The organism is Brevundimonas sp. UBA7507 (assembly GCF_002478355.1).
GTDB lineage: Bacteria > Pseudomonadota > Alphaproteobacteria > Caulobacterales > Caulobacteraceae > Brevundimonas > Brevundimonas diminuta_D.
Genome location: NZ_DLNP01000018.1, coordinates 120371 through 144904, shown reverse-complemented (window position 1 = coordinate 144904; position 24534 = coordinate 120371). Strand labels below are relative to the sequence as shown.

The following is a 24534-nucleotide window of genomic DNA, read 5'->3' as shown; positions in this document are numbered from 1 at the left end:
TCTAGAGGCGGTCCAGCCGTCTGGCGTGGCCGCCGACCATCTTCAGCGCCAGAGCGTCGGGCAGCAGCCCGCCCAGCGCCGCCAGCACATTGTTGGCGACGCCCGGCGTCACGCGCGGCCGGTTGGCCTCGACCGCGTCCCAGCCGATGCGGGCCACGCGGTCGGCGTCCATCCACATCCACTTGGGATAGGCGGCCGAGACCTGATCGCGTGAGCCGTTGACGTCATGGAACTCGGTATAGGTGTAGCCGGGGCACAGGGCGGTGACGTGCACGCCGGTCCCTTGCGTCTCCAGCCACAACCCCTGCGACGCCTTGATCAGGAAGCTCTTGATCGGACCGTACAGGGTGTCGCCGCCGGTCGCCGGCATCTGCCCGGCCAGGGAGGCCACGTTCAGCACCCGGCCCCAGCCGCGCGCGACCATGCCGGGCAACACTAGGCGCGACAGCTCGACCGGCGCGCTCAGCATGACGCGGATCATGGCGGCGTGATCGGCCGGATCGGTCGCCAGGAAGCCCGTCGTGCGGCTGAAGCCCGCATTGTTGATCAGGCCGTCGACGCTCAAGCCCCGCGCCGCGATCGCCTCGACCAGACGCGCAGGCGCCTCCGGCTCGGCCAGATCGGCGACGACGACGCTCGCGGCGACGCCGTGGGCGGCGGCCAGCTCCTCGGCCAGGGCCTGAAGCGGCCCTTCGCGCCGGGCGGTCAGGATCAGGTCATGGCCTCGCGCCGCGCAGACGCGCGCCAGGGCGGCGCCGATGCCCGCCGAAGCCCCGGTGATCAGAACGGTGCGACGCCCCTCCCCCAAAGACGCCTCGTCAGGCCGCGTCGGCGTTGGGGCAGCACGGATGCGGCGCGAACGGACGCAGCACCTCGGAATCTTCGGCCAGCAGGTCGGCGATGGTGATCTTCGACAGGGCCGCGCCCGCCGCCTGATCCGCCGCCGTCAGGGCCTTGGCCACCTGGCGAGGAATATGCTCGCCGACCGGGCAGCCCTTGGCGCCGGCGGGCGGCGAACCCAACTGGGCGCAGCCGTTCACGGCCTTCAGCACCTCATCCAGGCGAATATCCTCGGGCCGCCGCAGCAGCCACGATCCGCCCGACGCGCCGGGGCGCGTGGCGATCAAGCCCGCCTTGGCCAGCAAGGCCGTGACCCGGCGGATCACCACCGGGTTGGTCGGCACCGAGGCCGCCAGGACGGCGCTCGGCTCGGCCTCGGTCGCCGCATAGGCGCCCTTGTGGGCCAGATAGGCCAGGGCGTGGGCGGCGACGGGAAAACGTTGGCTGTCAGACATCAGGGTTCATGCTCCTGATAGGAAGGTAGGCCTTCCGTGAGCGTTTCACAAATCGATCAGTAACAAAAACTGTTTCCATATGGCTCCGCTAGGCCCCGGCCCTGCGCGCAAAGCCCCAGGCCGCATCCGAAAGCGGGCCGACTTGGCCCGCCATCGCCTTCGCATGGGCGCTGGCGGCGGTGCCGTCGCGCACCCGTCCGGCGATGCCCTGACAGATGGCCGCCAACCGGAACAGATTATAAGCGAACAGCCAGTCCAGGTTCTCCGGCGCCGCCGTGCCTGTCTTCTGCGCATAGCGTTCGACCGTCTCCTCGACCGAAGGAATGCCCAGCGCCTTCAGGTCCGCCCCCGCCAGGCCGTTGCGCAGGGACGCGGGAATGACCCAGGCGATCAGCAAATAGGAGAAGTCCGCCATCGGGTCGCCCAAGGTCGACAGCTCCCAGTCCAGCACCGCCCGCACCTTCGCCTCGGCCGGATCGAGGATCAGATTGTCGAGCCGGAAATCCCCATGCACGATCCGCGTCGGTCCCTCGGGCGGCAGGCTGTCGGGCAGGAAGGCGATCAGCCGGTCCATGGCCGCGATCGGTGCGATCTCGGAAGCGCGATACTGCTTGCTCCAGCGCCCCACCTGGCGGGCGAAATAATTCCCCGCCTTGCCGTAGTCCGCCAGGCCGACGGCGTCGGGTTCCAGTCGGTGCAGGGCCGCCAGCGTATCGACCTGGGCGTCATAGACGGCGCGGCGCTCCGGCGGGGTCAGGCCGGGCAGCTTCAAGTCCCAGAAGATGCGCCCCTCGACCTTCTCCATGACGTAGAAGATGGAGCCGATGACGCCATCGTCCGCACACAGAGCATAGGGTCGCGCGACAGGAAAACCCTGGACGTGCAAGGCCGAGATCACCGCGAACTCCCGATCCACCGCGTGGGCGCTGGCCAGCAGCGCGCCCGGCGGCTTGCGGCGCAGCACATAGGTCCGGCCCGGCGTGGTCAGCTCATAGGTCGGGTTGGACTGGCCGCCCTTGAACTGGCGGATGGTCAGCGGCCCGGCGTAGCCCTCGACGTTCGCCGCCAGCCAGGCGTCCAGCGCCGCCTCGTCCAGCCGATGGCGGTCGTCCACCTCGCGCGTGCCGGAGAAAGCCGCCTGAGCGTCCAATGTCTGAGCGTCCATGGCCTCGGTCATTCCCCCTCCTCCGGCTGGGCGGCGATGATGGCGGCCCTGACCGCGCCGCGCCAGCCCCTCAGCAGCCGCGCCCGCTCATCGGCCCCCATGCGCGGGGTCCAGACGGCGGGCGCCTCGGCCGGGGCGGTCCAAAGGGCCTCAGTCAAACCCACGCCATAGGCCGCCAGCCGCGCCGCCCCCATGGCCGTCATTTCCTGAAAGGCGGGACGTTCGACCTCGACCTCGCAGATGTCGGCGATGAACTGCATGGCGAAGGCGTTGGCGGTGACGCCGCCGTCGACCTTGAGCCGTTTCAGCGGCGGCGCGCCGTCCTTGGTCAACGCGTCCAGCAGGTCGCGGGTCTGATAGGCCAGGCTCTCCAACGCGGCGCGGACCATGTGCGCCGGGCCGCTGTCGCGGGTCAGGCCGACGACGGTTCCGCGCGCTTCCGGCTCCCACCACGGCGCGCCCAGGCCGGTGAAACCGGGGACCAGATAGACCCCGGCGTTGTCCTTCAGCGTCTGGGCCATCGCCTCGGACTGGCGCGAGTCCGACAGCACCTTCAGCCCGTCGCGCAGCCACTGGATCGCCGATCCGGCCGAGAAGATGGACCCCTCCAGCGCATAGGCCGCCTCGCCGCCCGCCGCATAGCCCAGCGTGCCCAGCAGGCGCGAGGTCGAGGCCACAGGCGCCGCCCCGACATTGGCCACCAGAAAGGCGCCCGTGCCATAGGTGATCTTGGCGTCCCCCGCCGTCAGCGCCCCATGCCCGACCAGCGCCGCGTGCTGGTCCCCCGCCGAGCCGTGAATGGGCAGGGCGCGCCCCAGCAGGGACGGATCGGCGTTCCCCAGCAGGGCGTCGCAGTCGCGGATTTCCGGCAGGGCCTCCATCGGCACGCCGAACAGGTCGCAGAGGTCCGGGCGCCATGTGCGCGTCGTCAGGTCCATGAGGCTGGTGCGGCTGGCGTTGGTGGCGTCGGTGACGTGGCTGTTTCCGCCCGTCAGCTTCCAGATCAGCCAGGCGTCGATGGTGCCCAGCTTGACCTCGCCCCGCGCCGCCCGTTCGCGCGCGCCGGGCACGGCGTCCAGCAGCCAGGCGTATTTCGACGCCGAGAAATAGGGGTCGAGGATCAGGCCCGTCGCCGCCTGAACCGCCGCTTCATGCCCTGCCGCCGCCAGCTTGCCCGTCGCCTCGGCCGTGCGCCGGTCCTGCCAGACGATGGCGCGGTGCAGGGGCTCGCCCGTCGCCGCGTCCCAGATCACCGAGGTCTCGCGCTGGTTGGTGATGCCGATGGCGGCGAAACGGCCGACGCCGCCCGCCTTCCTGACCACCTCGCGACAGGTCTGCAGCGTCGCGCGCCAGATCTCGGCCGCGTCATGCTCGACCCAGCCCGACTGCGGGAAATGCTGCACCAGCTCGATCTGGCTGACGGCGACCGCATGAAAGGCCCCGCCTTCATTCTTGTCGCCTATCGGGCCTTGCCCTGCTTGAGGCGGCGAGACCTCAAACGCGATCGCCCGCGTCGAGGTCGTGCCCTGGTCGATGGCGAGGATCATATTTGCTTGCATGATGTGAGTTATGCAGAGCCTGCGCCGCGACGTAAGAGGGAAGCCATGCATACGCCCAGTTTCCAAGGCGTCGTCGACGCCGCCCGCCAGATCGCACCCGCCGCCGTCCGCACGCCGCTGATCGAGCACCCGGCCCTGAACGAGGCTGTCGGCGGGCGCGTCCTGATGAAGGCCGAGACCTTTCAGGTCGCGGGCGCCTTCAAATTCCGCGGCGCCTACAACCGCGTCAGCCGCCTGGGCGAGGAAGAGAAGGCGCGCGGCGTCGTGGCCTATTCCTCCGGCAACCACGCGCAGGGGGTGGCGGCGGCGGCCAAGGCTGTCGGCGCGCCCGCCGTCATCGTCATGCCGTCCGACAGCCCGACGGTGAAGGTCGAGGGCGTGCGCGCCTTCGGCGGCGAGGTGCGCTTCTACGACCGATGGACCGAGAGCCGCGAGGCCATCGGCGCCGGGATCGCGGGCGAGCGCGGCTCAGTGCTGGTCCCGCCGTTCGACGATCCCTTCATCATCGAGGGTCAGGGCACGGTCGGGCTGGAGATGCTGGAGCAGGCCGGCGTGCCGATGGATCAGCTGCTGTGCGGCGCCTCGGGCGGCGGGCTGATCGCCGGGATCAATCTGGTCATGGCCGAACAGAGCCCCGACGCTCGCGTCATCGTGGTCGAACCCGACGCCTTCGACGACACCCGCCGCTCGCTGGAGGCGGGCGCCCGCACCGCCCATCCGCAGGGGGAGCCGTCCATCTGCGACGCCCTGATGGCGCCTATTCCGGGCGAACTGACGTGGCCGATCAACCGGCGTCTGGCGGGCGCCGCGACCGTCACCGACGCCGAGGTCGCCGAGGCCATGCGCTTCGCCTTCCGCTGGCTGAAGCTGGTCATCGAGCCGGGCGGCGCCGTGTCGCTGGCGGCCCTGCTGGCGGGCAAGGTCGAGGCGAAGGGGCTGACCACCGGCATCGTCCTGTCGGGCGGCAACGTCGACCCCGGCCTGTTCAGCGAAATCATCGAGGGACGGTTCGAAGGGTAGGCCTTGCCTCCGCCCCCTCCGCGCGCAAGGCTGGCGCAAATGGGAGGGCGTCACATGACCAAGGCCAGCGAACTTCAATCCCTGATCGGACAGGAGGTCGGCGTCAGCCGCTGGTTCACGCTGGATCAGGCGCGCATCGACGCCTTCGCCGGTCTGACCGAGGACGAGCAGTTCGTCCACGTCGATCCCGAGCGCGCCAAGGCGACGCCCTTCGGCGGGACCATTGCGCACGGCTTCCTGACCCTCAGCCTCGCCTCGGCCATGAGCATGGATGCGATCCCCCCGCTGGATGATCTGGTCATGGGGGTGAACTACGGCTTCGACCGCCTGCGCTTCCTCGCCCCGGCGCCGTCGGGATCGCGCGTGCGCGGCCGCTTCAAGCTGCTGTCGGCCGAGGACAAGGGCGACGGCCGCTGGCTGCTGAAGCACGAACTGACCGTCGAGATTGACGGCGGCGACAAGCCCGCCCTGATCGCCGAATGGCTGACGATGCAGGTGGTGAAGGCCTAGGGCCTCCCGCTCATCCCGGCGAGCGCCGGGGTGAGCGGAAATTCATGGGCGCCTATTCGCCCAGGCACCTCAGCGCCACTTCCAGATTGCGCAGGCCATCCTCGCCGCTGACCGCCGCCGTCTCGCCGGTGCGGATGGCGTGGATGAAGGCCTCGTGCTCCTTCTTGAGCGGCTCGGCGGGCCAAGCGTTCAGCATCCGCGTGGAGTATGAGCCGTCCGGCTGCTGGCCGAAGAATTCCGTCACCTGACGGGTGATCAGGTCGGCGACGATGAAGCGGTTCTTGGTCGCCACCTGCAGGACGCGGGTCTTGTAAGGCGTGACCCAGTTGGTGGTGATGTGGGCGATCACCCCATTGTCCATGCGGAACTGCAGCAAGGCCGAGTCCTCGCGCGAGGCGTGGGTGTGGCCCAGCAGCGACTGGACCTCGGTCATCTCCGACCCCGTCAGGTGGCGGATGATGTCGATGTCGTGCACCGCCAGGTCAATGACCACCCCGACCTCGCCCATGCGCGGCGGGAAGGGGCCGACGCGGGTGATCTGGATGGAGATGATCTCGTCGCCGTCGATGGCGCGCTTGACCGTCTCGACCGCCGGGTTGAAGCGCTCGACATGACCGACCATCAGCACGCGGTCATTGGCCCTGGCCGCGTCGATCATGGCCTGGGCGTCGGCCACCGTGGCCGCGATCGGCTTCTCGACCAGTACATGAACCCCGGCGTTCAACAGGGCCACGCCCAGTTCGGCGTGATAGCGGTTCGGCGTGGCGATGACCGCGGCGTCCAGACCGGCGGCGACGAAGGCCTCGGCGGTCGTCACGGCGGTCGCCCCATAGGCGGCGGCCACGCCCTCGGCCGTCACGGCATCGGGATCAAAGACGGTCGTCAGCTCGACGTCGCGCAGTTCGGCCAGGACGCGGGCGTGGTTGCGGCCCATGACGCCGGCGCCGGCGACGCCGATCTTGAGGGGGGTCTGATGGATGGTCATGCGGATCAAGCCTTGAAGCTGGCGACGGCGGCGATGATGCGGTCCTGCGTCGCCGCGTCCAGATCAGCGTGCATCGGCAGGCTGATCACCACATCCTTCAGCCGCTCGGTGACGGGCAAGCCGCCCGCGCCGCGCGGATAGTGCTCATAGGCGGGCTGAAGGTGCAGCGGGATCGGATAATAGACCGCCGTCGGCACGCCCTGTTCCTTCAGGTGTGCGGCCAGGGCGTCGCGGTCGGGATGCTCGACCGTGTACTGCGCCCAGTTGGAGACATTGCCCGCTGGAACGTCCGGAACCTTGGCGACGTGGGGGCGAAGGCCCTCGTTGTAGCGGGCGGCGGCGGCGTTGCGCCACTCGATCTCCTGAGCGAAGACCTTCAGCTTTTCGATCAGGACGGCGGCCTGAATGGTGTCCAGACGGCTGTTCAGGCCGATGCGCATATTCAGATATTTGGGGTCGTGGTCGAAGGCCCGGTCCTTCAGATCGACGCCGACCGCCTTGCCGTGGACGCGGATGGAATCCATCAGCTGGGCCAGTTCGTCGTCATTGGTCAACACCGCCCCGCCGTCGCCGTAGCAGCCCAGCGGCTTGGCCGGAAAGAAGCTAGTGGTGGTCACATCGGCCCATTTCAACGGGTGCGCGCCGTCGATGGTGCAGCCGAAGCCCTGCGCCGAGTCCGAGATCAGCTTCAGGCCATGTTTGTCACAGACGGCCTTGATGGCCGGATAGTCGGCGGGCTGGCCGAACAGGTCGACGGCGATGACCACGCGCGGGGTCAGGCGGCCCTCGGCCTTGACGCCCTCGATGGCGCGCTCCAGCGCCGCCGGGTCCATGTTGTAGGCGTTCTCGTCCACATCGACGAAGACCGGCTCGGCGTCGAACCACGGCACGACCTCGGCGGTGGCGGCGAAGGTGAAGCTGGGGACGAAGACGGCGTCGCCGCGCCCGATCTCCCAGGCCATCAGCGGCAGGGCCAGGGCGTCGGTGCCGTTGGCGCAGCCTAAGGCGTGCTTGGCCTTGCCGAAGGCGGCCAGGTCGGCCTCGAACTGGCGCACCTGCGGGCCCATGACCCAGGCACCGCCGACGACGGCCTCCTGAACGGCGGCCTCGATCTTGCCGCCGAGACGCAGACGCTGGGCCTGAAGGTCGATGAAGGGAATGGTCATTGCGATGTCGCTCTCTCGATGGGGCCGGCGCAGCGGGGAATCGTCTTCCGGGGCGCGGACGCGAAGGCGGGTCGTCTGTGTCAGCCTGCGTCCTAGCAAAGCGGCGGGGTGCTGAACAAACCCCCCGGAGTCACTTCGCGTTGCGCGATGCAACGAAAGGGCGGCTTGGCAAAGGCGAGAGCGCCGCCTAAGCCGGAGCCATGAGCTTCGACGCCGCCGCCAGGAACCGGGTCCATGACTGGCTGTTCGGCCAGGCCCTGCCGCTGTGGGCGGCGGCGGGCATCGACGGCGATGGCCGCTTCTTCGAGAAGCTGGACTTCGACGGGCGGCCCGTCACAGGCGTCCCCCGCCGCACCCGCGTGCAAGCACGACAGACCTATGTCTTCATCCAAGCCGTCGCGCTGGGCTGGGCCGAGGGCGAACCCGTCGCCCGCGCCGCGCTGGACGCCCTGATCCGCAACAACCGCCGGGACGACGGCCTGTGGACGCGCGCCACGGACGATGCAGGGGTCGTGATCGACGCCACGCCCGACCTCTATGACCTGGCCTTCGTCCTGTTCGCCCTGGCCGCCGCGCACCGCGTGCTGAAGGACGAACGAGCCCGGCCCCTGGCGCTGGAGACGCTGGCGGCCATCCAGGCGCAGATGACCGACCCGGTCCACAGCGGCTGGCAAGAGGCCCTGCCCCCGGTTTTGCCGCGCCGCCAGAACCCGCACATGCACATGCTGGAGGCCCTGCTGGCCTGGCAGGCGACAGCGCCAGATCAGGCCTTCGAGGCGGCGGCGCGCTCGGTGCTGGACCTGTTCAACCGGCGCTTCTTCGACCGCGAGCATCTGATGCTGGGCGAGTTCTACGAGGCCGACTGGAGCCCGCGCCCCGGCTCAGAAGGCCAGTGCATCGAGCCGGGGCACCACATGGAATGGGTCTGGCTGCTGGACGAAGCCGCGCGCCTCGGCTTGCCGGACCTGAGCTCCGCCGCGCGCGCCCTCTACACCAGCGCCCTGACCTGCGGAGTCCGCGCGGATGGCTTGGCCGTGCGCGAGATCAACCGGATCGGCCAGGTCCGCGACGGCGGCGTACGCCTGTGGGCCCAAACCGAGCTTCTGCGCGTCCTGCATGCGCGCGGCGAACACCTCAGGGCGGCGAGGCTGATCGATCGCCTGTTCGAGACCCATCTGGCGACAGAGACGCCCGGCCTGTGGATCGACGCCTTTGACGCCGAGGGACGACCACTGGACGCCGCCGTTCCCGCCTCGAGCCTCTATCATCTGATGACTGCCTTCTCGGCCCTGCTGACGGAGCCCGCATGACCCAGCGCCCCGCCGCCTTCCTCGACCGCGACGGCGTGCTGATCATCGACAGCGGCTATCCGCACCGGCCCGATCAACTGGTGCTGATCCCCGGCGCGGCGGAGGCGGTGAAGCGGCTGAACGCGGCGGGCTACGTCACCGTCATCGTCACCAACCAGTCGGGCGTGGCGCGCGGCATGTTCAGCGAAGAGACCATGCACGACTTCAACCGCCGGCTGGTCGCGCGGCTGGCCGAGGGCGGCGGACGCATCGACGCCGTCTACGCCTGTCCCTTCCATTCTGAAGCGACGGACGAACGCTATCGCCATCCCGACCACCCCGACCGCAAGCCCAATCCCGGCATGTTGTTGAGGGCCGCCGCCGAGCACGACCTCGACCTCTCCAGCTCGTTGATGATCGGCGACCAGCCGTCCGACATGGAGGCGGCGCGACGCGCGGGCGTGGCGGGCCACCGCTTCACCGAGGGCGATCTCGATCAATTCATCCGCGATCTGCCGCTCGCCTGATCGCTATTCCGCAATCGATGAATTAACGTCGCTCGAACGGAACTGCTGTTCGGAGACGATCCATGCCGATGACCACCCCGCTGGCCGACCGCTACGTCGAGCGGCGCTGGACCTCGCCGGACGGATTGAACCTCTACGCGCGCGACTATGCCCCGGCCGAGGGGCCGGCGCGCCTGCCGGTCATCGCCATCCACGGCCTGACGCGCAACAGCGCTGATTTCGGCGTCATCGCCGGTCTGATCGCCCACAGCGGCCGCCGCGTCCTGGCGATCGACGTGCGCGGGCGCGGCCGGTCGGATCGTGCGCCCGACCCCATGACCTATACGCCGGACGTCTATGCGAAGGACGTCGTGGCCCTGATGGAGCAGGCAGGGATCGAGAAGGCGGTCTTCCTCGGCACCTCCATGGGCGGGCTGATCACCCTGGCGCTGACGGCCACCAAGCCCAAGGCCATCGCCGCCGCCATCCTCAACGACGTCGGCCCCGAGGTCGCGACCGAAGGTCTGGCCCGCATCGCCGCCTATACCGGCCAGCCCGTCGTGATCGAGAGCTGGGACGACGCCATGGCCTACGCCCGGCGCATCAATGAGGCGGCCTTCCCCGACTATACGGACGCCGACTGGGCCGCCTTCGCCCGCCGCGTCTTCCGCGAGGGGACCGAGGGCGCGCCGGTGCTGGACTATGACCCGGATATCTCCGCGCCGATCAAGGCGGCGGGGTCCAAGGCCCTGGTTCCCAACCTGTGGCCCGCGTTCCGGGCGCTGGCGCGGAAGAAGCCGACCCTGCTGGTGCGCGGCGGAACGTCCGACCTGCTCAGCCCCGCCATCGCCGACAAGATGAAGAAGGCCGCCCCCGCCATGGCCTATGTCGAGGTTCCGGGCGTCGGCCACGCCCCCATGCTGGACGAGCCCGAGGCGCGCGCGGCCATCTTCGAGTTTCTGGCGGAGGTGGGCTGAGTCAGCCTGCTGGGCCTCAAGTAGCGCGAAGCGCGGTAGGCCCCCTAAATTATGCCTTCTTCACGAACTCCGTGCGCAGGACCAGGCCGCGCACCTTCTCGACATTGGCTTCGATTTCATCGGGGTCGCCGGTCAGGCGGATGTTCTTGACCAGAGTGCCGCGCTTCAGCGTCACCCCGCCCGAGCCCTTGACCTTCAGATCCTTGATCAGGGTCACGCTGTCGCCGTCCGACAGAAGGTTGCCGTTGGAGTCCTTGGTGACGTCGTCGCTCATGATCAGTCCTGTCTGAATGGAAGAAGGGCCGCCGCATCAGCGACGGCCCTCGTTTCAACTGGCCTATTCCCCCTGACGCGCCTGGGCAAGGGCGATGCGCGCCTGAAGATGCTCGTCCTGGGCCGTAGCGGCGGAAATGGCGTTGAAGCGCTCGACCTCAAGGCCCGAGTTCTGGATGGCGGCGGCCATCTGGGCCTGCTGTTCCGCGTTCGGCTGGGCGCCGTTCAGGGCGCGCGCGATGCCCGAGATCTCGCCCATGGCGGCGGCGAACTGACCGGCTTCGGCGTCCGTGACGCCGGCCCCGACCGAGCCGGGCGCGGACGGCGTCGCGCCCGCCACAGCCGCGCGGGCCTGCAGCACCGGATCAGCCGAAACGGCGGCCGAAATGGCGTTGAAGCGTTCGATGGCCAGACCGGAGTTCTGGACGGCGGCCGACATCTGGGCCTGCTGGTCCTCGGTGGGTGTTCCGTTCTGGACGGTCGCGGCCACGCTCTGGACCGTCTTCATGGCGGCAGCGAACTGGGTCAGTTCCGCGTCGGTCGGTTCACCGTCTGCCGCTGCGGCGGCAGCGGGGGCCGGAGCGGCGTCCTGCGCCAGGGCGGGCGCAGCGGTCAGGAACAGGGCGGCCAGAATGGCGGTCGGGGCGGCGGCCGTTGCAAAACGCATGACGTATCCTTCTTCAGCCCCGAACGCTCAGCCCAAGGCTGACCCGGACAGATCCGGGCTCTCCCGCACGACCGGGTGTGTCAGGCTCACAGAGGGCGGGGAGAAGAAAACGCTAACCCGCGCCGTGCAGGCGGGTAAACCCCAGGCGGGTCGTTTCAACCCCCGCGCGCATCAGTCCGGCGTATTGGCGTCCAGTTCGTCCAGCCAGACCCGCGCCGAGGAATCCGACGGCGCCCGCCAGTCGCCGCGCGGCGACAGCGACCCGCCCGTGACCACCTTCGGCCCGTTCGGCACGGCCGAGCGCTTGAACTGGCTGGTCTGGAAGAAGCGGATCAGGAACTTCCGCAACCACCCCTTGATGGTCGCCAGGTCATAGGCGACGCGCTCGCCCTGCGGCAGGCCGACCGGCCAGCTTCCCGTCGCCGCATCGCCCCAGGCCTGATGCGCCAGATAGGCGACCTTGGACGGCTTCAGGCCGAAGCGGCTGATGTAGAACAGGAAGAAGTCGTTCAGCGCATAGGGGCCGACAATACTCTGCGTCGACTGGATCGCCCCGTCGGCGCCTGCCGGCACCAGTTCGGGCGAGATTTCGGTGGCCAGGATGGCGTGCAGCGTCGGAACCGCCGCCTCGCCGACCAGGCCGCGCTCGGCCACCCAGCGGATCAGGTGCTGGATCAGGGTCTTCGCCACCCCGCTGTTGACGTTGTAGTGGCTCATGTGGTCGCCGACGCCATAGGTGCACCAGCCCAGAGCCAGTTCCGACAAGTCGCCGGTGCCCGGCACGAAGCCGTGGTTCTGATTGGCCAGACGAAACAGATAGTCAGTGCGCAGGCCCGCCTGGACGTTCTCGAAGGTGATGTCATGCACCGGCTCGCCATTCGAGAATGGATGGCCGATGTCGCGCAGCATCTGTTCGGCGGCGGGGCGAATATCGATCTCGGCCCCCGTCACCCCCAGCGCCTTCATCAGCGCCCAGGCGTTGGATTTGGTGCCGTCCGAGGTCGCGAACCCCGGCATGGTGAAGGCCAGAATGCCGGTGCGCGGCAGCTCCAGCCGATCAAAGGCGCGACAGGCGACCAGCAGGGCCTGGGTCGAATCCAGCCCGCCCGAAACGCCGATCACCAGGGCCTTCGACCCCGTCGCCGTCATCCGCCGCATCAGGCCCTGGACCTGAATGTTGAAGGCCTCGAAGCAGTCCTGATCCAGACGCGCGGCGTCGTCCGGCACGAAGGGGAAGCGGTCCAGCGGCCGGATCAGGGCGCCGGTCGGCCCCTCCCCCGCCTCGAACGGAACCACCGTCGCAGCCTCGCCCTCCAGCCGCGCGCAGTCGGCGAAGGTGCCGTTGCGCAGGCGGTCCAGACCGATGCGGTCCACGTCCACGTCGGCGATCGTCAGATGGCTGTGCAGGGCGAAACGCTCGCCCTCGGCCAGCCGCGCCCCCAGTTCATGAATGGTCGCCTGACCGTCCCAGGCCAGGTCCGTCGTGCTCTCGCCCCAGCCCGAGGCGGCGAAGACATAGGCCGACAGGGTGCGGGCCGACTGGCTGGCGCACAGCAAGGCGCGCTCGTCCGCCTTGCCGATGACGATGTTGGAGGCCGACAGGTTGCACAGGATGCGCGCCCCCGCGAGCGCCGCCCGCGTCGAGGGCGGCTGGGGCGCCCAGAAGTCCTCGCAGATCTCGACCGCGAAGACGAAGCCCGGACGGTTCGTCGCCTCAAAAATCAGGCCCGGCGCGAAATCGACGCTCGTACCGTTCAGGACGACAGCGTCCTCGCTGCGGCTGGCGGCGGGCGCGAACCAGCGCTTCTCATAATATTCGCGGTAGTTGGGCAGATAGGTCTTGGGAACCACGCCCAGAACCTCGCCCCCGCCCAGCACCACGGCGCAGTTGAACAGGGCGTCGCCGTTGCGGATCGGCGCGCCGATCACGGCGATGACGCCCGCCTCATCCGCCACCTCGACCAGATGCGCGATCTGGCGTTCGACTTCTTCCAGCAGGGCCGCCTGCATATGCAGGTCGTCGATAGCGTAGGCGCTCAACGACAGTTCGGGGAAGACCAGCAGGTCTGCGCCCGCCTCGCCCGCCTGACGGATCAGCCGTTCGTGTTCCTCGGCGTTGGCGGCAGGGTCGGCGACATGGACCACCGGGGTCGCGGCGGCGACGCGCACGAAGCCGTGGCTGCGCGGGGCGTGGAAGGAATGCGTCTCAGACTTCGCCATCTATTTTCCGCTCATCCCGGCCGACGCCGGGAGCCAGTGAGAGCCATAGGCACAGACCTTGCGGCCTTCCCGATCAATATAGGGTTGCGTCGCGAAGCCAAAGCACTGGCTCCCGGCGTCGGCCGGGATGAGCGGTTTGTAGTGACCTGCGAACCGCTGTCGGCTAAGGCTCACGTCATGAGCGATACGCCCAAAAAAGGCTGGTTCCAGCGGCTGAGCGAAGGCCTGTCCCGGTCTTCGAAACAGATGACCGATCAGGTCGTCTCGACCTTCGTCAAGGAGCCCCTCTCCGAGGAGGCGCTGGAGCGGCTGGAAGAGCATCTGATCGAGAGCGATCTCGGCCCCGCCGCCTCGGCCCGCATCGTCGAGCGATTCCGCGCCTTACGCTTCGGCAAGACCTCCGACGAGCGTGAGATCAAGGAGGCCCTGGCCGAGGCCGTGGCCGCTGAACTGACGCCGCGTCAGGCGACGTTCGATCCGCTGTCGGGGCCCAAGCCCTATGTCGTTCTGTTCGTGGGCGTGAACGGCTCAGGCAAGACCACGACCCTGGGCAAGATCGCCTCGGACCTGACGGCCAAGGGCGCCAAGGTGATGATCGTCGCCGGCGACACCTTCCGCGCCGCCGCCCGCGAACAGCTCAAGGTCTGGGCCGACCGCGCGGGCGCCCATTTCGAAAGCCGCCGCGACGGCGCCGACGCCGCGGGGCTCGCCTTCGACGCCTTCGCCAAGGCCAAGGAAGAAGGCTTCGACGTCGTGCTGATCGACACGGCCGGGCGGCTGCAGAACAAGTCCACCCTGATGGACGAACTGCTGAAGATCGTGCGCGTGCTGAAGAAGGTCGACCCCGACGCCCCGCACGAAACCCTGCTGGTGCTGGACGCCACCGTCGGCCGCAACGCCCTGGAGCAGGAAAAGATCTTCGGCCGCACCGCCTATGTCTCGGGCGTGGTGATGACCAAGCTGGACGGCACCGCGCGCGGCGGCGTCCTGGTGCCCGTGGCCCAGGCCTCGGACGCCCCGATCAAGCTGATCGGCGTCGGCGAAGGGGTCGAGGATCTGCAACCTTTCGACGCCCGCGCGTTTTCCCGATCCCTGGTCGGGCTTGAGGACTGAAGCGTATGAGTGAAGCGACCGAAACCAAGCGCCCGCAGTGGATTCGTCAGGCCGTCGACTTCGGCGCCCTGGTCGCCTTCATGGCCGCCTATTTCATCACCCGCGACATGATCAAGGCGACCTGGGTGCTGGTCATCGCCTCGATGATCGCCCTGGCGGTGGGCTTCATCCTGGAGCGGCGCCTGGCGCCCATGCCCCTGATCACCGGCGGCTTCGCCCTGGTGTTCGGGATCATGACCATCGTCACCGACGACGACCTGTTCGTGAAGCTGAAGCTGACGGTGCAGAACGGCCTGCTGGCCGCCGTCCTGCTGGGCTCGCTGCCGCTGAAGAAATACCCGTTCAAGGCCCTGCTGGGCTCGGCCATCAAGGTGACGGACGAGGCCTGGCGCAAGCTGACCTTCCGCTACGGCCTCTACTTCCTGGCCGTCGCTATCGTCAATGAGGTGTTCCGCAGCCCGACCGCCGTCACCGCCATCTGGTCGGCCCTGAACCTGGGGACGCCCGATCCCAACGGCGTCTGGACGGCCTTCCGCGGCGTGCTGTGGATCGCGGCCTCCATCTTCGGCCTGTCGCAGGTGCCGCTGATCCTGAAGAACATGACCAAGGACGAGGAACGCGGCCCCGTCTCCCCCGACACGGGCCTCTGACGGTCGCCCCGACAGCTTTCGTCATCCTCGGGTCAAACCCGAGGATGACGGAGGCATAGAGGGACTCGATCATCCATTCCCGGCCTCAAGTAGGGCGAAGCCCGGTAGGCCCGCCAAACAAAGGCCTCAAGCAGCGCGAACGCGCGGTAGGCCCGCTTAAATGTCTTCAAACCGTCAGCCTTAACGTCGTCAAAGCGTTAAGCCGGGCTGTTAGCTGTTGCAGCATCATCCGGCCACGGCCGGTATCGGGCTGTTCGGGGACGAAGACGATGATCAAGTCGGGCAAGCAGGCGAAGATCAAGGGCGGGCTGGCGGAATCGCCCAGCCATCTGATGCACCGCGCGTTGCAGCTGGCGCTGGACATCTACGCCGAGGAAGCGGGGCCGGACGGCCTGACCCAGCGCCAGTTCGCCGTGCTTGAGGCCGTGGCCGCCCGCTCGGGCCTGACTCAGACCGACCTGGTCAAGGCCACCGGCATCGACCGCTCGACCCTGGCCGACCTGGTGGCGCGGATGACGACCAAGGGCCTGCTGGAGCGCGAACGCTCGACGCTGGACGCGCGCGCCAAGGCCGTGCGCCTGTCGCCCGAGGGCGAGGCCGCCCTGCTGGCCGCGCGCCCGCGCGTCGAGGCCGCCGACAAGCGGATCATGGGCCTGCTGCCCAAGTCCAAGCGCGACAGCTTCCTAGATCTTTTGTGCAGCCTGTCCGACGCCGCCGACGCCGCACCCGAACAGGCCCGCGCCGACATCAAGGCGGCGAAGAAGGCCGCCAAGGACGCCAAGAAGGCGGAGAAAGCCGCGCGCAAGGGCGACGGCAAGACCGACGGCCGCGGCAAGAAGAAGAAAAAGGGCGAGCCGTTCGTGGAGCAAGCACAGACCAACGACGTCGCCGACGCCGTCGTGGTCCCGCTCAAGGGCGCGGCTGAAGGCTAAGTCCTTCCCTTCTGGCGTCCGCCGGGATGAGCGGGGTATTGAGGCTGCGCCCTAAACCCGAATGTCGAGCAGGGAGCCGGGGCGTTGCAGGCGCGACGTCGGCGCCGCCTGTTCGACCGGCGCAGCAGCCGCCGCAACCGGACGCGCCGTCTCTTCGGCCGCAATCGGCGCCGCCAGCCCCATGGCCTGGCGGAAGAAGGCCGACTGGGCCGTTCTCAGGGCGTGGGCCGCACCGCCCGCCTGGGGCGGAAAGGCCGGCCGCTCGGACGAAATCGCGGACATGGCATGAAGATGCCCGCGCTTCGTCTAGATATGGTTAATGCGCGATTCACCCTGTTTCGGGCGATCGCCTCAACGCGCCGGAGCGTTCAGGGCGTCGGTCAGCGTCTTCAGATCGGCGTCGGTCAGGATCGGCCCCGAGGACTTGGCGACGATGGTCCCATAGGCGTCGACGGCGAAGCTCTCGGGCACGCCCGACACGCCCAGGTCCAGCCCGGCGCGTCCCTCGCGGTCGACCAGCACCAGGCGATAGGGATCGCCCAGCTCTTCCAGGAAGGCGTCGGTGGCGACGGGATCGTCCTTATAGGCCACGCCGACCACGGCGATCCCCTGCTCCTTCAGCGTCATCAGATGCGGATGCTCCAGACGGCACGGCGCGCACCAGCTGGCGAAGACGTTGACGATCATCGGCTTGCCGACCCCCGCCGTCTTCAGATCCAGCAGGTCGTCGCTGGCCTTGCCGTCCGCCAGGATGGGCAGGACCGTCGTCTCCGGGATCGGCTGGCCGACCAGAGCGTCCGGCTTATAGGTCGGACCCGCGGCGGGATCGCCCGCCATCCGGTCCATCTGCGTCATCAGGAAGATCCCCAGCGCCGCCAGGACGACGATGGGCAAAAGGGCCAGCCAGCGTTTCATTTGCGCGCATCCTCCAGCCGGGCCAGCTCGCGCTTCCAGCGGCGGGCGGCGATCAGGGCGCGGGCCGACAGGGCGGCCAGCACCACGGCGCTGATCCCCCAGGCGGGCCATACGAAGGCGCCGTAGGGGCTCATGTCCAGATCAAGCACGAAGCGCCTCCATCAGGCTTCCAGCGCCGCGCGGGCGCGAAGGGTCAGAACACGACGGCGACGGACCTCGGTGCGGATCGACGTCAGCCAGATCGCCCCGAACAACACGGCATAGGCCGCCATCATGGTCAGCAGGGCGGGCAGGAAGACCGGATCCACGCTGGTCCCGCCCGACCGCAGCAGCGACGCGGGCTGATGCAGGGTGTTCCACCAGTCGACCGAGAACTTGACGATCGGCAGATTGATCAGGCCGACCAGACCCAGCACCGCCGCCGCCCGCGCCGCCTTGGCCTCATCGTCGATCGAGGCGCGCAGGGCCATGTAGCCGAGGTAGAAGAGGAACAGCACCAGCACGCTGGTCAGGCGCGCGTCCCACACCCACCACGTCCCCCACATGGGCTGGCCCCACAGGGAGCCGGTGACCAGGGCCAGGGCCGTGAAGGCCGCGCCCGGCACGGCGGCCGCCCGCGCCGCCGCATCGGCCAGCGGATGGCGGAACACCAGGGCGAAGAAGCTGGACACGCCCAGCGCCCCATAGGCCATCAGGCCCAGGCTGGCGGCCGGAACGTGGATGAACATGATGCGGACGGTGTCGCCTTGCTGATAGTCGCCCGGCGCGGCGAAGCTGAACCAAGTCCCGAGCAGCAGCAGGCCGAGCGCGCAGATCCACAGCACCGGAACCAGGGGGCCGGTGAAGCGCATGAAGCGGTCGGGATTGGCGAGGCCGAACATGGCCCGCCGATTACGCGGCCCAGCGCCCCACGGCAAGCGGGCGCGGCGTCCGACCCTTTGTCGCGGCTCTTAGAGGCTCAGGCCGTGCTGCGCCGCCAGATCCTTCAGCCCGACCATCGGACGCGGGCCCCAGTGGGCGATGACTTCCGACGCGGCCAGCGAACCCAACGCCCCGGCCTCGGCCAGGGACAGGCCGCGCGACAGGCCCAGCAGAACGCCCGCCGCGTACTGATCCCCGGCGCCCGTGGTGTCGACGACCTTCTCGACCGGATAGGCGGCGACCTCGACCCGCTCTCCGCCGCGGAACAGCACCGAACCGGCGGCGCCGCGCGTCACGGCCGCCACCTCGACGATGCGGCCCAGGTGGGCGGCGGCGTGGTCGAAGTCCTCGGTCTCGAACAGGGCGTGCAGCTCGGCCTCATTGGCCAGGACGATGTCGGCCGAGCTCTCGATGAAGGCCAGCAGTTCGGCGCGCCAGCGGTGGACCACGAAGCTGTCCGACAGGGTGATGGCGACCTTGCGGCCCGCCGCATGGGCGGCGGCGGCGGCGGCCTCGAAAGCCGCGCGGGCCGGGGCCGGATCGAACAGATAGCCTTCCAGATAGACGATGGCGCTGTCGCCGATCACGCCCGCGTCGACGTCGGCCGTGGTCAGCTGGTTGGCGGCGCCCAGGAAGGTGCACATGGTGCGCTGGCCGTCCGGCGTGACGTTGATCAGGCAGCGGCCGGTGCCGAAGCCCTTGCCCGCGCCGTCTTCCAGCACGGGGGTGTCGAAGTGGACGCCGACGGCGCGGATGTCGTGGCTGAAGACCTCGCCCAGGGTGTCCTTGGCCACCTTCCCGATATAGGCGGCGCGCCCGCCGAACGAGCCGACGCCCGCCACGGTGTTGCCCGCCGAACCGCCCGAGGCCTCGACCCCCGCCGCCATGGCGTCATACAGGGCCGCGCTCTGATCCTCGTCGACCAGTTGCATCGAGCCGGGGATCAGGCCCTTGGCCTCCAGGAAGGCCGCATCGCACGGCGCCAGGACGTCGACGATGGCGTTGCCCAGGGCGCAGACGTCGAAACGGGCGTTGTGGGCGAAGGGGGGCAGGACTTGGGTCATTTGCGCCCCATAGCGGGCGAGACCGCCGCGCGCCAGAGCGCCGGCCCCGCCGTCGTACGAAAAGCGGCCCTTCACGCCGATCAGGCGGCGGCCTAAAGCCGATGGACCTGTTGCACACCGCCCTGCCGGGCCATGCGGAGCCGCGCCCATGACCGACGTCGCCGTCCTGACCCCCGATCCGGCCGACCCCACCTATTCGACCCTGTGGCCCGGCGTGCTGGACCGGCTGGGCGAGGCGCTGGCGACGGCGGGGATCACGGCGCGGCCGACGCCCTGGACCGATCACGTCGAGAACGCTCGCGCCCTGACGGACTTCCCCCTGGTCCTGCCGCTGCTGGTCTGGGGCTATCATCAGGATCACGACCGCTGGGTCCAGGCCTGCACGACCTGGGCCGAGGCGGGCGCGCCCCTGGCCAATCCGGCCGCGACCCTGCGCTGGAACGCCGACAAACGCTACCTGGCCCGCCTGGCGGAAAAAGGCGTCGCCGTGCCCGAGACGATCTTCGCCGACCACGTCGACGCTGCGGTTCTGGAAGCCGCCTTCGCCGCCACGGGCGCCGAGACCCTGATCGTCAAGCCCACAGTCTCGGGCGGCGCCTGGCGCACCCTGCGGGTGGCGGCGGGCGACCTGCTGGACGCGGCCCTGGCCGACGCCCCCGTCGGCGGAACGATGATCCAGCCCTATCTCAAGGCCATCGAGACCGAGGGCGAGACCTCCCTGCTCTATTTCGGCGGCGAACTGAGCCACGTCGTGAACAAGCGCCCCGGCGCGGCGGGCGAGTTCCGCATCCAGACCCAGTACGGCGGACAATACCTGGCGCTGGAGGCCGCGCCCCAGGGCGCGCTCGATCTGGCCGAACGCACCCTGGCCGCCATCGACGAAGACCTGCTCTACGCCCGCATCGACATGACCAAGGACGACGATGGCGACTGGGTGCTGATGGAGGCCGAACTGATCGAGCCGGACTTCTACCTGGCCGCCGCGCCTGAAGCCGGCGCCCGCTTCGGTCAGGCGGTGCGGGCGCGGCTGGAGCGCTAGGCCTACACGCCCATGAAGCTGGCCCGCGACGGGCACAGGTCCGAGATCACGCAGGCGCTGCACTTCGGCCGCTGCGCCAGGCAGGTGTAGCGGCCGTGCAGGATCAGCCAGTGGTGCGCCTTGGGCAGCCAGGCCTCGGGCACCACCTGGTGCAGCTGGACTTCCACCTTGTCCGGCGTCGCCGCATTGGCCAGGCCCAGTCGGTGCGAGACGCGGAAGACGTGGGTGTCCACCGCGATGGCCGGCTCGATCCCCAGTTCATTCAGCACCACGCTGGCGGTCTTGCGCCCGACGCCAGGCAGGGCCTGCAGGTCGGCGCGGTTCAGCGGAACCTCGCCGCCGTGCTTCTCGACCAGCATCCGGGCGGCGGCGATGACGTTCTTCGCCTTGGTGCGATAGAGGCCGATGGAGGCGATCAGGGGGATCAGCCCCTCCTCGCCCAGGGCCAGCATCTTCTGCGGCGTGTCGGCGACGGCGAACAGAGCCTTGGTCGCCTTGTTGACCCCCACGTCGGTCGCCTGGGCCGACAGGGCGACGGCCACCACCAGGGTGTAGGGATTGACGAAGTCCAGCTCGGTCTTCGGATCGGGCATGACGCCTGACAGGCGGACGAAGATCTCCTCCACCCGGTCCTCATCCGGCGGCCAGCTGATGACGACGCCGACGGGGGCCTTCTTCGGCTGGCGCGAACGCTTGCCCGGCGGCGGGGTCAGCCCGGCCTTCTGAACGGCCTTCTTCTGGCGGGAGGCGGATTTCAACGGAGCCATGCCCCCGCTTCGCCTTCCCCGCGCCCGGCGTCAATGTCGCGCGCTCGCGACACTGCGACAAAAAATCGCAGCCACGCCTTGTATTCTGGACAGCGCCGTCCATTTTACGCGTGAAATCCAAGCGAGCTGTCTCCCCCATGGCCCTCCCCGCCCCGCTCAAGAAGCGCCTGCCCCTGATCGTCGCCGGCGTCGTCGGCCTGGGCCTGATTATCGGCGGCGTGGTCTGGTGGCAGGGCAAGCAGCGCTGGGAAGGCACCGACAACGCCTTCGTCCAGGCCGACACCGTGGCCGTCAGCCCGCGCATCGGCGGCGAGGTGGTCGAAGTCCTGGTCAAGGACAACCAGCGCGTCGAGGCCGGCCAGGTGCTGGTCCGGCTGGACGACGCCGACGCCCGCGCCGCCCTGGCCCAGGCTCAGGCCAATCTGGCGGCCTTGACCGCCGCCGTCGCCAATGTCGACGCCCGCGCCGAACAGGAGCAGGCCACGATCGCCGCCCGCGCCGCCGCCGTGACCCAGGCCCAGGCCCAGGCGAACCTGGCCCGCGCCGAGGTCGACCGTTACGGCAAGCTGGCCGATCAGGGCTGGGTGTCGCAGCAGCGCATCGAGACCCAGCGCGCCGCCGCCGAGACCGCCCGCGCCTCGGTCGCCCAGGCCCAGGCCGCCCTGACCGCCGAACAGCGCACCGCCGCCGTCCTCGGCTCGTCCCGCCAGCAGAGCGTCGCCGCCGTCGAGCAGGCCCGCGCCCTGGTCGATCAGGCGCAGCTGACGCTGGACCGCACCGTGATCCGCGCCCCTGTGGCCGGCGTCGTCGGCGCGCGCGGCGTGCGCGTCGGTCAGGTGGTGCAGGCGGGCGGCCAGCTGATGTCCGTGGTGCCGCTTCAAGACACCTATGTCGTCGCCAACTTCAAGGAGACCCAGGTCGGGCGGATGCGTCTGGGCCAGGCGGTCGAGATCAAGGCCGACGCCTTCCCCGGCCGGTCGCTGCAAGGCCGTATCGACAGCTTCGCCCCGGCCACCGGGTCCGAGTTCGCCCTGATCCCGGTCGAGAACGCCACCGGCAACTTCACCAAGATCACCCAGCGCGTGCCCGTCCGCATTGTCGTCCAGCGCGACGCCTCGGGCCAGCCGATCGTCCTGCGGCCCGGCCTGTCGGTCGAGGTCAAGGTCGACCTGAAGAGCCGGGGCGGGCCTGCCTTCGCCGAAGCCCACATGGGCGAGACGGCGCGGGCCCAGGCCGCCAATCCGAGCTCCGGCCGGTGAGCCAGACGGCGGCCCCGACAGCAGCGGCCCCGGCCCCCGCCGCCCAGCCCGAGATCAACTGGACCGTGCTGCTGCTCGGCTTCGCCGGCATGGTCATCGGCCAGTTCATGGCCATTCTGGACATCCAGATCGTCGCCGCCTCCCTGCCGCAGATCCAGGCCGGGGTCGGCGCCTCGGCCGATGAGATCAGCTGGATCCAGACCGCCTATCTGATCCCCGAGGTCGTGATGATCCCTCTGTCGGGATACCTGTCGCGGCTGTGGGGCACGCAGAAGGTGTTCCTGGCTTCCTGTCTCGGCTTCCTGGTGATGAGCGTGGCCGTGGGCCTGTCGTCGTCGATCGAGATGATGATCGTCTTCCGCGCGCTCCAGGGCTTCGTCGGCGGGGCCATGATCCCGACCGTCTTCGCCGTGGCCTTCACCGCCTTCCCGCCCGAGCGGCGCGTGACGGCCAGCGTCATCATGGGCCTGATCGTAACGCTGGCCCCCACCGTCGGCCCGACGCTGGGGGGCCATCTGACGGAATGGCTCAGCTGGCGCTGGCTGTTCTTCATCAACGTCTTTCCCGGCGCGATCGTCCTGTTCCTGGTCGGGCGCTACGCCCATTTCGACAAGGGCGACCCCAGCCTGTCCAAGGGCTTCGACTGGCTGGGCCTGGCCCTGATGGCCGCCTTCCTGATGAGCCTGCAATTCGTGCTGGAGGAGGGCGCCAAGGAGGACTGGTTCGCCGACGACATGATCCTGCTGCTCAGCGTCGTCGCCGCCGTCTGCGGCCCGGCCTTCGTCTGGCGCTCGCTCAGCTACCGCAACCCGATCGTCGAGCTGCGCGCCTTCGGCAACCGCAACTTCGTGGTCGGGGTGCTGATGACCTTCATCGTCGGCGCGGCCCTGTTCGGCGGCACCTTCCTGCTGCCGCTGTTCCTGGGCCGGGTGCGCGACTATTCGGCGGCCGAGGTCGGCACCACCATGATCGTCTCCGGCCTGGCCATGTTCGCCACAGGCCCCATCGCCGGGCGGCTGGTGCGGGCGGTGGATGCGCGCATCCTGATGTTCGTGGGCTTCATGATGGCCGCCTGGGGCATGTGGGACGCCCGCATCGTGACGGATCAGTGGGGCTTCTGGGAGTTCGCCGGGGTCCAGGCCATGCGCGGGGCCGGCGTCATGCTGGCCATGATCGCCTCGCAGCAGGTGACGATGGCCACCTTGCCGCCGCACATGGTCAAGAACGCCTCGGGCCTGGTGAACCTCAGCCGAAACGTCGGCGGCGCCTTCGGCCTGGCCATCCTCAACACCTCCCTGACCCAGAACACCGCCCTGCACATGGTCGAGCTGACCAGCGCCATCGACCAGACCCATCAGGGGGTGCGCGACATGATGGCGGGCATGGCCGTGCGCTTCGCCGGCTCCATCGACCCCCAGGCCTCGGCGATGAAGGCGATCTACGGCCTGTTACAGAAACAGGCGACCACGCTGGCCTTCGGCGACGCCTTCGCCCTATTAGCCATCGGCTGCGCCTGCGCCGGTTTCCTGACCCTGCTGTCCAAACCGGCCAAGCCCAATCCCTCCGCCGCTCCTTCGGACGCCCACTGATGCCCCGCGCCCTCGGTCAGATCGACGAACACAAGAGCCGCGCCATCCTGCGCGCCGCCGCCGAACTGTTCATGGAGAAGGGCGCCAAGGTCTCCATGGCCGAGGTCGCCCGGCGCGCGGGCGTGTCCAAACAGACCCTCTACAACCGCTATCCGACCAAGACGGACATCGCCCGCGACCTGGCGGCCCAGCGCTCGGAAGAGACCCTGGCCCCCCTCGCCTCGGACATGGACGTCGAGACCGCCCTGGCAAGCGTGGCCGAGACCCTGATCCGCCGCATCTGCATCGAGGGGCGCGGCGTCGCCCTGCGCGGTCTGGCCCTGGCCTCGCCCGAGGCGCCCGAACTGGCGCGCGTCGTCTATGACGCCGGCCCCGGCCAGAACCTGCGCCGTCTGGCCGTCTGGCTGGAGGAGCAGGACCGCCTGGGCCGCCTGTCCGCGCCCGATCCCGTCGCCGCCGCCGAGATGTTCACCGGCATGGTCCTGGGCCACGGCCATCTGCGCTCGGTGCTGGGCCTGCCCCACCCCGCGATCGACGACATCCCCGCCCGCGCCCGCGAGGCCGCCCGGCGCTTCGTCCGCGCCTTCGCGCCGCAATAGGCGTTCGCGCCCAAGTTGGCCCTGAAGGCGGATCAGCGTAAAGCCGCCCTCAGT

Annotated in this window: 27 protein-coding genes; 12 read left to right on the top strand and 15 right to left on the bottom strand. The window is 69.3% G+C overall.

The window, feature by feature from the left end; genetic code table 11:
- Position 1: 1 nt before the first annotated feature.
- From B3D50_RS14275 to glpK, 4 genes are all read right to left on the bottom strand, one after another.
- Positions 2 to 808: an SDR family NAD(P)-dependent oxidoreductase gene (locus B3D50_RS14275; protein WP_286952176.1), complete on the bottom strand. Its 807-nt coding sequence runs from the start codon at positions 806 to 808 to the stop codon at positions 2 to 4.
- Between the two features lie 10 nt (positions 809 to 818).
- Positions 819 to 1295 carry an Rrf2 family transcriptional regulator gene (locus tag B3D50_RS14270; RefSeq protein WP_003166623.1) on the bottom strand — a complete coding sequence of 159 codons (477 nt, stop codon included), beginning with the start codon at positions 1293 to 1295 and terminating at the stop codon, positions 819 to 821.
- An 88-nt stretch (positions 1296 to 1383) separates the two neighbouring features.
- A complete protein-coding gene (locus B3D50_RS14265) occupies positions 1384 to 2472 on the bottom strand; it encodes a phosphotransferase family protein (protein WP_286952175.1) in 1089 nt (362 codons plus the stop codon).
- Positions 2469 to 4007, bottom strand: coding sequence for a glycerol kinase GlpK (glpK, locus tag B3D50_RS14260; protein WP_286952173.1), 1539 nt, complete (start codon positions 4005 to 4007; stop codon positions 2469 to 2471). Before glpK ends, B3D50_RS14265 begins: the two co-directional genes overlap by 4 nt.
- Before the next feature lie 57 nt (positions 4008 to 4064).
- On the opposite strand from glpK, the gene B3D50_RS14255 reads away from it, so the two are divergent.
- Complete coding sequence (locus B3D50_RS14255) at positions 4065 to 5039, top strand: threonine ammonia-lyase (RefSeq protein ID WP_286952172.1); 975 nt, start codon at positions 4065 to 4067, stop codon at positions 5037 to 5039.
- A 54-nt stretch (positions 5040 to 5093) separates the two neighbouring features.
- Entirely contained in the window at positions 5094 to 5549 is a 456-nt protein-coding gene (locus B3D50_RS14250) for a MaoC family dehydratase (RefSeq protein WP_286952170.1), read from the top strand.
- Positions 5550 to 5601: 52 nt separating this feature from the next.
- Here the strand turns inward: B3D50_RS14250 and B3D50_RS14245 are convergent, their stop codons facing one another.
- Both B3D50_RS14245 and B3D50_RS14240 read right to left on the bottom strand, forming a co-directional pair.
- Complete coding sequence (locus B3D50_RS14245) at positions 5602 to 6534, bottom strand: Gfo/Idh/MocA family protein (protein ID WP_128114678.1); 933 nt, start codon at positions 6532 to 6534, stop codon at positions 5602 to 5604.
- Between the two features lie 5 nt (positions 6535 to 6539).
- On the bottom strand, positions 6540 to 7700 hold the full coding sequence (locus tag B3D50_RS14240) for a DegT/DnrJ/EryC1/StrS family aminotransferase (RefSeq protein WP_286952166.1): 1161 nt from the start codon (positions 7698 to 7700) through the stop codon (positions 6540 to 6542).
- Positions 7701 to 7900: 200 nt separating this feature from the next.
- Between B3D50_RS14240 and B3D50_RS14235 the strand changes: the two genes are divergently transcribed.
- The 3 genes from B3D50_RS14235 to B3D50_RS14225 all read left to right on the top strand — a co-directional run bounded on the left by B3D50_RS14235 (position 7901) and on the right by B3D50_RS14225 (position 10472).
- On the top strand, positions 7901 to 9010 hold the full coding sequence (locus tag B3D50_RS14235) for an AGE family epimerase/isomerase (RefSeq protein ID WP_269296406.1): 1110 nt from the start codon (positions 7901 to 7903) through the stop codon (positions 9008 to 9010).
- A complete protein-coding gene (locus B3D50_RS14230) occupies positions 9007 to 9516 on the top strand; it encodes a D-glycero-alpha-D-manno-heptose-1,7-bisphosphate 7-phosphatase (RefSeq protein ID WP_269296407.1) in 510 nt (169 codons plus the stop codon). The genes B3D50_RS14235 and B3D50_RS14230 overlap by 4 nt, the downstream gene beginning before the upstream one ends.
- 62 nt (positions 9517 to 9578) lie before the next feature.
- Complete coding sequence (locus B3D50_RS14225) at positions 9579 to 10472, top strand: alpha/beta fold hydrolase (RefSeq protein WP_286952163.1); 894 nt, start codon at positions 9579 to 9581, stop codon at positions 10470 to 10472.
- A 49-nt stretch (positions 10473 to 10521) separates the two neighbouring features.
- Here B3D50_RS14225 and B3D50_RS14220 read toward each other — a convergent pair whose 3' ends face one another.
- The 3 genes from B3D50_RS14220 to B3D50_RS14210 all read right to left on the bottom strand — a co-directional run bounded on the left by B3D50_RS14220 (position 10522) and on the right by B3D50_RS14210 (position 13632).
- The gene (locus B3D50_RS14220; RefSeq protein ID WP_003166615.1) at positions 10522 to 10746 is read right to left on the bottom strand and encodes an alkylphosphonate utilization protein; all 225 of its coding nucleotides are present in this window, start codon (positions 10744 to 10746) and stop codon (positions 10522 to 10524) included.
- Positions 10747 to 10809: 63 nt separating this feature from the next.
- Entirely contained in the window at positions 10810 to 11412 is a 603-nt protein-coding gene (locus B3D50_RS14215; RefSeq protein ID WP_286952161.1) for a DUF4168 domain-containing protein, read from the bottom strand.
- A gap of 171 nt (positions 11413 to 11583) precedes the next feature.
- Positions 11584 to 13632 carry an NAD(+) synthase gene (locus B3D50_RS14210; RefSeq protein WP_286952159.1) on the bottom strand — a complete coding sequence of 683 codons (2049 nt, stop codon included), beginning with the start codon at positions 13630 to 13632 and terminating at the stop codon, positions 11584 to 11586.
- A gap of 177 nt (positions 13633 to 13809) precedes the next feature.
- Between B3D50_RS14210 and ftsY the strand changes: the two genes are divergently transcribed.
- The 3 genes from ftsY to B3D50_RS14195 all read left to right on the top strand — a co-directional run bounded on the left by ftsY (position 13810) and on the right by B3D50_RS14195 (position 16327).
- Entirely contained in the window at positions 13810 to 14745 is a 936-nt protein-coding gene (ftsY, locus tag B3D50_RS14205) for a signal recognition particle-docking protein FtsY (protein ID WP_286952157.1), read from the top strand.
- A 5-nt stretch (positions 14746 to 14750) separates the two neighbouring features.
- Positions 14751 to 15395 (top strand): inner membrane-spanning protein YciB, encoded by a 645-nt coding sequence (locus B3D50_RS14200; protein ID WP_286952155.1) that lies wholly within the window; start codon positions 14751 to 14753, stop codon positions 15393 to 15395.
- A 269-nt stretch (positions 15396 to 15664) separates the two neighbouring features.
- Entirely contained in the window at positions 15665 to 16327 is a 663-nt protein-coding gene (locus tag B3D50_RS14195; protein WP_286952153.1) for a MarR family winged helix-turn-helix transcriptional regulator, read from the top strand.
- 51 nt (positions 16328 to 16378) lie between these two features.
- Here the strand turns inward: B3D50_RS14195 and B3D50_RS14190 are convergent, their stop codons facing one another.
- From B3D50_RS14190 to B3D50_RS14170, 5 genes are all read right to left on the bottom strand, one after another.
- Positions 16379 to 16609 (bottom strand): hypothetical protein, encoded by a 231-nt coding sequence (locus tag B3D50_RS14190; RefSeq protein WP_269296414.1) that lies wholly within the window; start codon positions 16607 to 16609, stop codon positions 16379 to 16381.
- A gap of 69 nt (positions 16610 to 16678) precedes the next feature.
- On the bottom strand, positions 16679 to 17242 hold the full coding sequence (locus B3D50_RS14185; RefSeq protein WP_286952151.1) for a DsbE family thiol:disulfide interchange protein: 564 nt from the start codon (positions 17240 to 17242) through the stop codon (positions 16679 to 16681).
- Positions 17239 to 17391, bottom strand: coding sequence for a heme exporter protein CcmD (gene ccmD / locus B3D50_RS14180; RefSeq protein WP_269296416.1), 153 nt, complete (start codon positions 17389 to 17391; stop codon positions 17239 to 17241). The genes B3D50_RS14185 and ccmD overlap by 4 nt, the downstream gene beginning before the upstream one ends.
- A gap of 12 nt (positions 17392 to 17403) precedes the next feature.
- On the bottom strand, positions 17404 to 18123 hold the full coding sequence (ccmC, locus tag B3D50_RS14175; RefSeq protein ID WP_003166604.1) for a heme ABC transporter permease CcmC: 720 nt from the start codon (positions 18121 to 18123) through the stop codon (positions 17404 to 17406).
- Between the two features lie 69 nt (positions 18124 to 18192).
- Positions 18193 to 19227, bottom strand: a complete 1035-nt coding sequence (locus B3D50_RS14170) for an adenosine kinase (RefSeq protein WP_286952148.1) — start codon at positions 19225 to 19227, stop codon at positions 18193 to 18195.
- 148 nt (positions 19228 to 19375) lie between these two features.
- Here B3D50_RS14170 and B3D50_RS14165 point away from each other — a divergent pair, with 148 nt between their 5' ends.
- Positions 19376 to 20266 carry an ATP-grasp domain-containing protein gene (locus B3D50_RS14165; RefSeq protein WP_286952146.1) on the top strand — a complete coding sequence of 297 codons (891 nt, stop codon included), beginning with the start codon at positions 19376 to 19378 and terminating at the stop codon, positions 20264 to 20266.
- A gap of 2 nt (positions 20267 to 20268) precedes the next feature.
- On the opposite strand, the gene nth is transcribed toward B3D50_RS14165, so the two are convergent.
- Entirely contained in the window at positions 20269 to 21033 is a 765-nt protein-coding gene (gene nth, locus B3D50_RS14160) for an endonuclease III (protein WP_286952144.1), read from the bottom strand.
- Between the two features lie 137 nt (positions 21034 to 21170).
- On the opposite strand from nth, the gene B3D50_RS14155 reads away from it, so the two are divergent.
- Genes B3D50_RS14155 through B3D50_RS14145 form a run of 3 tightly spaced genes read left to right on the top strand, consistent with a single transcriptional unit; the run spans position 21171 to position 24480 of the window.
- Positions 21171 to 22292, top strand: coding sequence for an HlyD family secretion protein (locus B3D50_RS14155; protein WP_286952142.1), 1122 nt, complete (start codon positions 21171 to 21173; stop codon positions 22290 to 22292).
- A complete protein-coding gene (locus tag B3D50_RS14150) occupies positions 22289 to 23881 on the top strand; it encodes a DHA2 family efflux MFS transporter permease subunit (protein ID WP_286952140.1) in 1593 nt (530 codons plus the stop codon). Before B3D50_RS14155 ends, B3D50_RS14150 begins: the two co-directional genes overlap by 4 nt.
- Entirely contained in the window at positions 23881 to 24480 is a 600-nt protein-coding gene (locus B3D50_RS14145; RefSeq protein ID WP_286952138.1) for a TetR/AcrR family transcriptional regulator, read from the top strand. Before B3D50_RS14150 ends, B3D50_RS14145 begins: the two co-directional genes overlap by 1 nt.
- Positions 24481 to 24534 lie beyond the last annotated feature (54 nt).

Bases quoted from the DNA above. Each gene is read 5' to 3' on its own strand.
- B3D50_RS14270 (WP_003166623.1), bottom strand. From the start codon at position 1,295: ATGTCTGACAGCCAACGTTTTCCCGTCGCCGCCCACGCCCTGGCCTAT.
- B3D50_RS14265 (WP_286952175.1), bottom strand. From the start codon at position 2,472: ATGACCGAGGCCATGGACGCTCAGACATTGGACGCTCAGGCGGCTTTC.
- glpK (WP_286952173.1), bottom strand. From the start codon at position 4,007: ATGATCCTCGCCATCGACCAGGGCACGACCTCGACGCGGGCGATCGCG.
- B3D50_RS14255 (WP_286952172.1), top strand. From the start codon at position 4,065: ATGCATACGCCCAGTTTCCAAGGCGTCGTCGACGCCGCCCGCCAGATC.
- B3D50_RS14250 (WP_286952170.1), top strand. From the start codon at position 5,094: ATGACCAAGGCCAGCGAACTTCAATCCCTGATCGGACAGGAGGTCGGC.
- B3D50_RS14245 (WP_128114678.1), bottom strand. From the start codon at position 6,534: ATGACCATCCATCAGACCCCCCTCAAGATCGGCGTCGCCGGCGCCGGC.
- B3D50_RS14240 (WP_286952166.1), bottom strand. From the start codon at position 7,700: ATGACCATTCCCTTCATCGACCTTCAGGCCCAGCGTCTGCGTCTCGGC.
- B3D50_RS14235 (WP_269296406.1), top strand. From the start codon at position 7,901: ATGAGCTTCGACGCCGCCGCCAGGAACCGGGTCCATGACTGGCTGTTC.
- B3D50_RS14230 (WP_269296407.1), top strand. From the start codon at position 9,007: ATGACCCAGCGCCCCGCCGCCTTCCTCGACCGCGACGGCGTGCTGATC.
- B3D50_RS14225 (WP_286952163.1), top strand. From the start codon at position 9,579: ATGCCGATGACCACCCCGCTGGCCGACCGCTACGTCGAGCGGCGCTGG.
- B3D50_RS14220 (WP_003166615.1), bottom strand. From the start codon at position 10,746: ATGAGCGACGACGTCACCAAGGACTCCAACGGCAACCTTCTGTCGGAC.
- B3D50_RS14215 (WP_286952161.1), bottom strand. From the start codon at position 11,412: ATGCGTTTTGCAACGGCCGCCGCCCCGACCGCCATTCTGGCCGCCCTG.
- B3D50_RS14210 (WP_286952159.1), bottom strand. From the start codon at position 13,632: ATGGCGAAGTCTGAGACGCATTCCTTCCACGCCCCGCGCAGCCACGGC.
- ftsY (WP_286952157.1), top strand. From the start codon at position 13,810: ATGAGCGATACGCCCAAAAAAGGCTGGTTCCAGCGGCTGAGCGAAGGC.
- B3D50_RS14200 (WP_286952155.1), top strand. From the start codon at position 14,751: ATGAGTGAAGCGACCGAAACCAAGCGCCCGCAGTGGATTCGTCAGGCC.
- B3D50_RS14195 (WP_286952153.1), top strand. From the start codon at position 15,665: ATGATCAAGTCGGGCAAGCAGGCGAAGATCAAGGGCGGGCTGGCGGAA.
- B3D50_RS14190 (WP_269296414.1), bottom strand. From the start codon at position 16,609: ATGTCCGCGATTTCGTCCGAGCGGCCGGCCTTTCCGCCCCAGGCGGGC.
- B3D50_RS14185 (WP_286952151.1), bottom strand. From the start codon at position 17,242: ATGAAACGCTGGCTGGCCCTTTTGCCCATCGTCGTCCTGGCGGCGCTG.
- ccmC (WP_003166604.1), bottom strand. From the start codon at position 18,123: ATGTTCGGCCTCGCCAATCCCGACCGCTTCATGCGCTTCACCGGCCCC.
- B3D50_RS14170 (WP_286952148.1), bottom strand. From the start codon at position 19,227: ATGACCCAAGTCCTGCCCCCCTTCGCCCACAACGCCCGTTTCGACGTC.
- B3D50_RS14165 (WP_286952146.1), top strand. From the start codon at position 19,376: ATGACCGACGTCGCCGTCCTGACCCCCGATCCGGCCGACCCCACCTAT.
- nth (WP_286952144.1), bottom strand. From the start codon at position 21,033: ATGGCTCCGTTGAAATCCGCCTCCCGCCAGAAGAAGGCCGTTCAGAAG.
- B3D50_RS14155 (WP_286952142.1), top strand. From the start codon at position 21,171: ATGGCCCTCCCCGCCCCGCTCAAGAAGCGCCTGCCCCTGATCGTCGCC.
- B3D50_RS14145 (WP_286952138.1), top strand. From the start codon at position 23,881: ATGCCCCGCGCCCTCGGTCAGATCGACGAACACAAGAGCCGCGCCATC.